6 protein-coding genes are annotated in these 6,219 nt (G+C 61.6%); 2 read left to right on the top strand and 4 right to left on the bottom strand.

What is annotated here, in order from left to right:
• Positions 1 to 138: 138 nt before the first annotated feature.
• From QMX91_RS28145 to QMX91_RS28135, 3 genes are all read right to left on the bottom strand, one after another.
• Positions 139 to 459 carry a DUF2388 domain-containing protein gene (locus QMX91_RS28145; RefSeq protein ID WP_177409030.1) on the bottom strand — a complete coding sequence of 107 codons (321 nt, stop codon included), beginning with the start codon at positions 457 to 459 and terminating at the stop codon, positions 139 to 141.
• A gap of 65 nt (positions 460 to 524) precedes the next feature.
• On the bottom strand, positions 525 to 2,309 hold the full coding sequence (locus QMX91_RS28140; RefSeq protein WP_027610501.1) for a GspE/PulE family protein: 1,785 nt from the start codon (positions 2,307 to 2,309) through the stop codon (positions 525 to 527).
• Positions 2,310 to 2,399: 90 nt separating this feature from the next.
• Positions 2,400 to 2,738 carry a hypothetical protein gene (locus tag QMX91_RS28135; protein ID WP_096796142.1) on the bottom strand — a complete coding sequence of 113 codons (339 nt, stop codon included), beginning with the start codon at positions 2,736 to 2,738 and terminating at the stop codon, positions 2,400 to 2,402.
• A 126-nt stretch (positions 2,739 to 2,864) separates the two neighbouring features.
• Here QMX91_RS28135 and QMX91_RS28130 point away from each other — a divergent pair, with 126 nt between their 5' ends.
• On the top strand, positions 2,865 to 3,329 hold the full coding sequence (locus QMX91_RS28130) for an Lrp/AsnC family transcriptional regulator (RefSeq protein WP_027610503.1): 465 nt from the start codon (positions 2,865 to 2,867) through the stop codon (positions 3,327 to 3,329).
• Positions 3,330 to 3,450: 121 nt separating this feature from the next.
• Here the strand turns inward: QMX91_RS28130 and QMX91_RS28125 are convergent, their stop codons facing one another.
• Positions 3,451 to 4,821: a CYTH domain-containing protein gene (locus tag QMX91_RS28125; protein WP_282413705.1), complete on the bottom strand. Its 1,371-nt coding sequence runs from the start codon at positions 4,819 to 4,821 to the stop codon at positions 3,451 to 3,453.
• A 156-nt stretch (positions 4,822 to 4,977) separates the two neighbouring features.
• On the opposite strand from QMX91_RS28125, the gene argE reads away from it, so the two are divergent.
• Positions 4,978 to 6,132, top strand: coding sequence for an acetylornithine deacetylase (gene argE / locus QMX91_RS28120; RefSeq protein WP_282413704.1), 1,155 nt, complete (start codon positions 4,978 to 4,980; stop codon positions 6,130 to 6,132).
• Positions 6,133 to 6,219: the final 87 nt, after the last annotated feature.

Below are 6,219 nucleotides of genomic sequence, written 5' to 3'. Positions count from 1 at the left end.
GGCGTCGTGTCAGAAAAATGGATGCGTCTGACCCACCGCCTTCGCGAGCAAGCCCGCTCCCACAGGGGGTGTGGTGAATTCGACATTACGGGCAAAAAAATGCCGCTCGATTGAGCGGCATTTTTGTTGGCGCCTGGCTTACTCGGAGGCCACTGCGTTCTTCGCCAGAATCGCATTCGCCAGTTCCATGTCCGTGGCCTGCAGGCCCGGATTGTCGGCGCGGACTTTCTGCATCGCTGCTTCCAGGTACGGCCCACGGATGCCGCCATCGCTGGCAACGAAGCTGCCGGCATCGTCCTGTGCGGCAACGATCAGCTTGTGATCCTTGAAGGTCAGGTAGGTCGAACCGGTGGTGGCGCCGGACGAAATGACGTTACGCCAAAAGCTGTCGGCCATCGCTGAACCAACGGGAAGGGACAGCAAGGCAACGGTGGCGACAGCAAGTTTGAGACGCATGATTGAGTGACTCCTGGGGGTTAACTACGGCGTTGGATAACGATTCGCCAATCCGGTTCCGTAGTGGCCTATTTCTGCTCGCTCTGCGGTGTCACCCGCAGCACTTCTTCGAGGGTGGTCAGCCCCGCCGCGACCTTCTGCGCACCCGACAGGCGCAGGCTGCGCATGCCTTCCTTGAAGGCTTGCCGGCGGATGGCGGTGAGGTCGGTGTCGGGGGTGATGAGCGCTTTGAGGCTATCGCTCAACTGCATGATTTCGTAGACCCCGGCGCGTCCGCGATAACCGGTGTCGCGACACTCCAGGCAACCGATAGCGCGTTGCGCATTGCCCGGCAGCGGCGCCTGCCACGGGCGGGTCAGGGTTTGCCAGTCTTCCTCTTCCAGCGTCAGCGGCGCCTTGCAGTGCGGGCACAGGGTGCGCACCAGACGCTGGGCCATGACCCCGAGCACCGTGGCTTTAATCAGATAGTGCGGCACGCCGAGTTCCAATAGCCGACTGATCGCGCTGGGGGCATCGTTGGTGTGCAGGGTCGACAGCACCAGATGGCCGGTGAGAGCAGCCTGAATCGCCATTTCTGCGGTTTCCAGGTCACGGATCTCGCCGATCATGATGATGTCCGGGTCTTGCCGCATCAGCGCACGCACGCCGGCGGCGAAACTCAGGTCGATGTTGTGCTGCACCTGCATCTGGTTGAACGCCGGCTCGACCATTTCGATCGGGTCTTCGATGGTGCAGAGGTTGATCTCCGGCGTCGCCAGTTTTTTCAGCGTGGTGTAGAGCGTGGTGGTCTTGCCCGAACCAGTGGGCCCGGTCACCAGAATAATGCCGTTGGGCTGACGGGTCATGTCCTGCCAGCGGCGCAGGTCGTCGGCGGAAAAGCCCAACTGATCGAAGTCCTTGAGCAGCACTTCCGGGTCGAAGATCCGCATGACCATTTTTTCGCCAAATGCGGTGGGCAGCGTTGAGAGCCGCAGCTCCACCTCGCCACCGTCCGGGGTCTTGGTCTTGACCCGGCCGTCCTGGGGTTTGCGCTTCTCGGCGACGTTCATCCGCCCGAGGCTTTTCAGGCGACTGACGATCGCCATGGTCACCTGCGGCGGGAATTGATAGACGTTGTGCAGCACGCCATCGATGCGGAAACGCACGGTGCCCTGTTCGCGGCGCGGTTCGATGTGGATATCGCTGGCGCGCTGCTGGAAGGCGTACTGGAACAGCCAGTCGACGATATTGACGATATGCGCGTCGTTGGCGTCCGGTTCCTGATCACTGGCGCCGAGGTTGAGCAGTTGTTCGAAGTTACCGAGGTTGCCGTTTTGCTGATCGGCGTTGTTGGCGCCGCTGACCGATTTGGCGAGGCGGAAGAACTCGACGCTGAAGCGCTGGATGTCCACCGGGTTGGCGACCACCCGTTTGATCGGCAGCTTCAGCACGTGGGTCAAGTCAGCCTCCCAACCGGTGACGTAGGGCTGGGCGCTGGCCACGACCACCGCATCGCGGTCGACCGCCACCGCGAGAATCTTGTGCCGTTGGGCAAAGGCGTAGGACATCAGCGGGGTGATGGCGGCTACGTTGATCTTCAACGGGTCGATGCGCATGTACGGCTGGCCGGCCTGCTGCGCCAGCCACAGGGTCAGGCTTTCCAGGTCCAGATGTTTGCCTGGACGGCTGAGGTCATCCAGTTGCTGGCTGGCGATGAACTCCAGCGGATGTTGCTGGCCGTGGGTCGCATGGCGGCGGCGGGCGTTGAGCGCCTGCTCCGCCGAGTCCTGGCTGATAAAACCCTGGGCGACCAGTTCACGCAACACATCGTTGAGATCCAGCCAGCGGTCCTGAGTGGCGAGTTGAACGGACATGCGGGCTCCTTTTGAACGACTGTGCGCAAAGGATAGTCGTGGCCCCGCAGACTGTTGGGCCACTACCCGACAAAGCCGTTGCCGGATTTGTCAGCCGGACGCCTGGGCCGGCGCAGCCCACGCCGTGTCGGCGTCTTGCAGGTTCACCGAGCAGACACTGATCAGGTTACGAAGTTTTTCCGCAATCACCTGGGCGCGATGCCAGCTCAGACCATCAATGACGATATCGATCGACAGCAGATCGTCGAGCCGTTCGACGTGGACCTGTTGCGGCGTGAGGAATTGCAGCGCAAACAGATTCAGCACCCGCACCAACAGATCCGGCTCGGCTTCGGCGAGCAACTGGTAACGCGCACAGCAGTGGGCATTGTTGACGTTCCACACATCGGCGCGGGGCGCAGGGGTATTCACGGCTTCGAGGTGAGGCATGTCCGGTCTCCAGAGTCAGTGGAGGAATTTTTACATTCGGTGTCGGGCATTTCTTGTCTAAGATGAGCGGATTCGCGGATTGCTCGACTTGAACGATTCGCAAAATGATCATTTTGAGGATTGATTATGCATAGCGAGCTGGACAGCTACGACCGGCGGATTCTCGCCTTGCTGCAAGAGGACGCGTCACTGTCCAGCGCGCAGATCGCCGAGCAGGTGGGACTGTCGCAATCGCCGTGCTGGCGGCGGATTCAGCGGATGAAGGAGGAGGGGATCATTCGCGGGCAGGTGACCTTGCTTGATCGCAAGAAGATCGGCCTGAACACGCAGATCTTCGCCGAGATCAAACTCAACGCCCACGGGCGTTCGAACTTCACCGAATTCACCGAGGCAATTCGCGGTTTTCCGGAAGTGCTGGAGTGCTATGTGCTGATGGGCGCGGTGGATTTTCTGTTGCGGATTGTCGCGGCGGACATCGAGGCGTATGAGCGATTCTTCTTCGAAAAGCTGTCGCTGGTGCCAGGGATTCAGGAGGTGAACTCGATTGTGGCGCTGTCGGAGATCAAGTCGACGACCAGCCTCCCGGTCTAGCACGGATGGCCTCCGTGGCGAGGGGATTTATCCCCGATGGGTCGCGAAGCGGCCCCGCTTTAGTAGAAAGCAGGGACTGCTGCGCAGTCCATCGGGGATGAGTCCCCTCACCACACAGTCATTACATACGCAGCAGCATTTTCCACGCACGATTCTGATAAACCGCAATCGCCTGCTGCTTGCGCGCATCGAGCAGTTCGTCAGTGATCGTCGGCTCGTTGGCCAGTTGCGCCAGTTTGTTCAGCTCGCCGTACAGGCGATCCATTTCCGCGATCTCCAGCACGTTACGCGCGTGGTGCAGCCAGACCTGGATGCGTTCGATGCGCGGCAGTTGCTCGGCCAGATCTTCCGGCTGCTGCTGATAGCGCTGCAATTGCAGGGACGTGGCTTCTTCGCCCAGCATGCGCGGCAGCCAGCTGTGCAGTTGCGCGGCGCCCTGGCGGTTGCCGCGGGTGTTGCGCTCGGCGGCCCAGGTGCGGGCCAGCAGCCAGCGCGAGGCAGTCAGCGAGAACAGGCCCCAGCGCGGGTCTTCCAGCTCTTCGAGGAATTGCTCCGGCGCGGCCTTGCGTACGTCTTCGTCTTCGATACCGACCTGAACCAGTGGGCGCCAGTCTTCCAGCAGTGCATCCAGCGCCACGCGCAGGTCGTGAGTGGCCGGACGCGGTGCAGCCTGGCCGAGGCTGCTGAGCAGGGCGCGCATTTCCGCGAGGTTCTCGACCCAGTCCTGCAGCAGGCGCCAGTGGCCGTTGAAGCGATATTGTTCGGCCAGACGCTGGCTGCTGCCGAGCAAGTGCCAGGCCAGCGCGGCGAAGGCGTCGTCGAGTTGGGTTTCCGGGGTCAGTTGCGGCGCCGGCAGGCTCAGCGAGTAGCTGTTGGCGTCGTACAGACGGTAGCCGCGCTCGGCCTTGCTGATGTCGCAGGGCATCAGGGCCAGAGTTTCGGCCAGTTCGGCGGCCAGTTCCAGCAGCGCGGCAGGCTCGCCTTCGCGCAGTTCCAGTTCCAGCTCGCAGATTTCTTCTTTCTGTTTGCCGACCACCACGTGACCGAGGTCCAGCGCGGCTTCGATCACCACTTTGGCCTTGCCGCGACCCCAGGCGATTTCCGCACGCTCGCGGACGAAATCGGTGGTGAAGATCGGCTTCAGGGTTTTCTTGTCCAGCTCGGCCAGCGACTCGGGCCAGCATTCGCCATCGAGTTTCTTCACGTCGAGCTTGGCTTTGGGCAATTTCCAGTCGTACTCGTTACGCTCGGACAGACCGGCAACACTCTGACCACGGGTCTTGAGGGTCTGAATCACTTCGTCACCGTCCTTGCGCAGGCGCAGGGCGACTTTGGCCTGAGCCAGGTCGCGCTCGGGGGTGTCGAAGTACTGGTTCATCAACTCACGGCGTTCCCAGCCATTTTTGTTGCGTTTTTTCAGGAGCGGGTGCTCGCGCAGGGCAGCGAGGGTTTCGCGGCTGACGCGGAGTTTGATTTCGGTTTCTTTCTGCATGGCCGGAAAATCCAGGATCGGGAGCGCAGCCGGGGGAATGTGTGGCTGCCAAGGCCGTGCAGTGTACAGGACTCAAACTTCCTACGCCCTGCGGCGGTTTATTCCGAGCGCCGGATGGCTCTATGATGGACTTCAAATCGGGAGTTGGAGTCAGCGATGCCTTTGCCATCCATGCAAGACCAGTTCGCGGCACTGATCGCCGCACCGTCGGTCAGTTGCACCCAACCGAGCCTGGATCAGTCCAACCGGGCGGTGATCGATTTGCTTGCCGGTTGGCTGGGGGATCTGGGCTTCAGCTGCGATATCCAGCAGGTCAGCCCCGGCAAATTCAACCTGCTCGCCAGTTTTGGCAGTGGCCCCGGCGGTCTGGTATTGGCCGGGCACAGCGACACGGTGCCGTACGACGATGCGCTGTGGCAGACCGATCCGCTGAAACTCACCGAAGTCGATGGCCGCTGGGTCGGGCTGGGCAGTTGCGACATGAAGGGTTTTTTCGCGCTGATCATCGAGGCCGTGCAGCCGCTGCTCGACCAGCCGTTCAAGCAACCGCTGCTGATCCTCGCCACCTGTGATGAAGAGAGCTCGATGTCCGGTGCCCGGGCGCTGGCCGAGGCCGGCAAGCCACTGGGCCGTGCGGCGGTGATCGGCGAGCCGACCGGGCTCAAACCGATCCGCATGCACAAGGGCATCATGATGGAGCGCATCGATATCCTCGGGCAGAGCGGCCATTCGTCGGATCCGCGCCTGGGCCACAGCGCCCTCGAAGCGATGCACGATGCCATTGGCGAGCTGCGCGGTTTGCGTCTGCTATGGCAGCGTGAATTCAACAACCCGCAGTTCAGCGTTCCACAGCCGACCATGAACTTCGGCTGTATTCATGGCGGCGACAATCCGAATCGCATCTGCGGCCAGTGTTCGCTGGAGTTCGACCTGCGTCCGCTGCCGGGCATGGACCCCAAAGTCCTGCGTGCGGAAATCCTGCGCAAGCTCAATCCAGTGGCCGAGCGGCATCAGGTGAAGATCGATTACAAGCCGTTGTTCCCGGAAGTGCCGCCATTCGAGCAGGCCGAAGACGCCGAATTGGTGCGCATCGCCGAAAAGCTCACCGGTCACAGTGCCGAAGCAGTAGCGTTCGGCACCGAAGCGCCTTATCTTCAGCGCCTTGGCTGCGAAACCATCGTGCTCGGCCCCGGCGACATCGCCTGTGCACACCAGCCCGGCGAATACCTTGAAATGTCACGTTTGCAGCCTACCGTGCAGCTATTGCGGCAGTTGATTGAACATTACTGCCTGAACCCGGACAAACGATGATGTCCACCTGTGGGAGCGGGCTTGCTCGCGAAAGCGCTGTATCAGGTACATCGATGTCGACTGACTCACCGCTTTCGCGAGCAAGCC

Source organism: Pseudomonas sp. PS01299 (assembly GCF_029960145.1).
GTDB classification, from domain to species: Bacteria; Pseudomonadota; Gammaproteobacteria; order Pseudomonadales; family Pseudomonadaceae; genus Aquipseudomonas; species Aquipseudomonas putida_A.
This window is presented reverse-complemented; position numbering and strand designations above follow the sequence as displayed.

Coding starts and splice junctions, on each gene's coding strand:
- argE (WP_282413704.1), top strand. CDS start 4,978: ATGCCTTTGCCATCCATGCAAGACCAGTTCGCGGCACTGATCGCCGCA.
- QMX91_RS28125 (WP_282413705.1), bottom strand. CDS start 4,821: ATGCAGAAAGAAACCGAAATCAAACTCCGCGTCAGCCGCGAAACCCTC.
- QMX91_RS28140 (WP_027610501.1), bottom strand. CDS start 2,309: ATGTCCGTTCAACTCGCCACTCAGGACCGCTGGCTGGATCTCAACGAT.
- QMX91_RS28130 (WP_027610503.1), top strand. CDS start 2,865: ATGCATAGCGAGCTGGACAGCTACGACCGGCGGATTCTCGCCTTGCTG.
- QMX91_RS28135 (WP_096796142.1), bottom strand. CDS start 2,738: ATGCCTCACCTCGAAGCCGTGAATACCCCTGCGCCCCGCGCCGATGTG.